The organism is Methanobrevibacter sp. (assembly GCF_030539875.1).
Classification (GTDB): domain Archaea; phylum Methanobacteriota; class Methanobacteria; order Methanobacteriales; family Methanobacteriaceae; genus Methanocatella.
Genome location: NZ_JAUNXI010000039.1, coordinates 1 through 1,788, shown reverse-complemented (window position 1 = coordinate 1,788; position 1,788 = coordinate 1). Strand labels below are relative to the sequence as shown.

Genomic DNA, 1,788 nt, shown 5'->3' with positions numbered 1-1,788 from the left:
GGGTGTCCGCCAAAATTAATTTTTTTGATTTTGTGCTGAAAAATTTTTGACTTATTTTTTCTTATTTTTCATTAATTCATTTTAATCTTACTTAAATTTAAATGTATTCTCATTAACACTTGTATAATTTAATTACAGCAATGTTTGATTTGTTAAATTGTATTTTAACTGATTTTATAATAGTTAAGTTTATATACTTTGTTTTATATAGTTAATATTAACTATTAGTTATTTTGGAGTTGTATTTTATGGTTCAAAGAAAAATTGATAAGAATCAGAGTAAATTGGGCATTGTGACTTTAGATAGCAACATTCCGAAAGATCATATTTCTCATTTTGTCGTGGATTTTATTGATGAAACTTATCCGATGTTAAACATCAAAGAACCTAAAAAGAAGAAAGGACGAGAGTCCTTACCTATTGATTCCATGTTGAAATTGCTTGTTTATGCTAAAATGGAGCATGTGGAAAGCGCCAGGTATATTGCAGACATGGCAAGGTATCATGAGGTTTACAGGTTTGTTTCTGATGATGTTAAACCATCAGAACGTTCAGTTCAAAGGTATAGGAGAGAATATGGTTGTTACTTTGAACTATTGGTTCAAATGACCTTAAAAAAGGCTTCAGATTTGAAATTAACTGATTTTAATCATGTTGCCATTGATGGAACCATCAAAAAAGCATACAATTCCAACAACAATGTCATCACAAAAAAAGAAACACAGATATTGCTTGATTACTTCAACGGACTGTCAATTAGTCAGGAAACACTTGAAAAACTCCATAAACCTGCTCAAAAAATATTGGAAAATAAAGACATGGATGTCGAAGATAAAATAGAACTATTATACGACATTGAAACTCAATTTACATTTACTGGACAGGATAAAATACCAATAAACGATATTGAAGCAAGATTTATGAAAGGAAAGAAAGGAAACTTCATGGTTGCCTATAATATCCAATCTGCAGTCGATTACGATACCAAACTAATCTGTGCAATAAACGTCACACAAAACCCTACAGACCATTATGAACTACCTCCAATCGCAGAAAGAGCAATACAGAACATACAAAAAACACCAAAATACATAAGCGCCGACACAATATACTTAAATCAAATAAGCCTATCTTACTTGGCAGATAAAAAAATCGATGGATTAATACCAAATAGAAAACAATCCAAAGAAAAAATTGGAAAATTAAATGAGAATCAATATCATAAAGACCATTTCGAATACGATTATGAATTAGATGCATTCAAATGTCCTGAAGGAGAATATTTGCACTTTTTTGGAAAATATATTGAACCACACAAAGATCCTGAAAAACCAGACAAAATAAAAAGACTCTACAATAATTACGAAGCATGTAAAAACTGCAAAGCACGAAACAAATGCTATTCATCCTCACAAACACACAGAACCATCACAGAATACGGATCAGAAATGCAAAAAGCAATGAACAGAAAAATGGAAAAACAAGAATATAAAGACGAATATGCCAAAAGATCAAGCGTTGAAGGACCATTTGGAATATTAAAGGAACAATTCCAAATAGAAAAAGAAGTAGTCATCGGAATGGTGCGAACTGAAGAAAGACTATACTTAGATGCATTAGCATACAATCTAATCAGATTATACAACATTACACAAGAAATAGAAAATTCAACAGAAGATTTAGAAAATTTCTGCGAAAGAGAATCAGTAATGAACCAATTAAAGCTTGACGTGACAATATTTTAATTAAAAATCAACTGGTCTGCCAAAAACTAATTTTGGCGGACAC

The 1,788-nt window shown here is 30.7% G+C and carries 1 protein-coding gene; it reads left to right on the top strand.

The window, feature by feature from the left end; all coding sequences use genetic code 11:
* Positions 1-248 precede the first annotated feature (248 nt).
* Positions 249-1,745, top strand: a complete 1,497-nt coding sequence (locus tag Q4Q16_RS09250; RefSeq protein WP_303347440.1) for a transposase — start codon at positions 249-251, stop codon at positions 1,743-1,745.
* Positions 1,746-1,788: the final 43 nt, after the last annotated feature.

Excerpts from the sequence above, each read along its gene's own strand:
- Q4Q16_RS09250 (WP_303347440.1), top strand. The coding sequence starts at position 249 with ATGGTTCAAAGAAAAATTGATAAGAATCAGAGTAAATTGGGCATTGTG.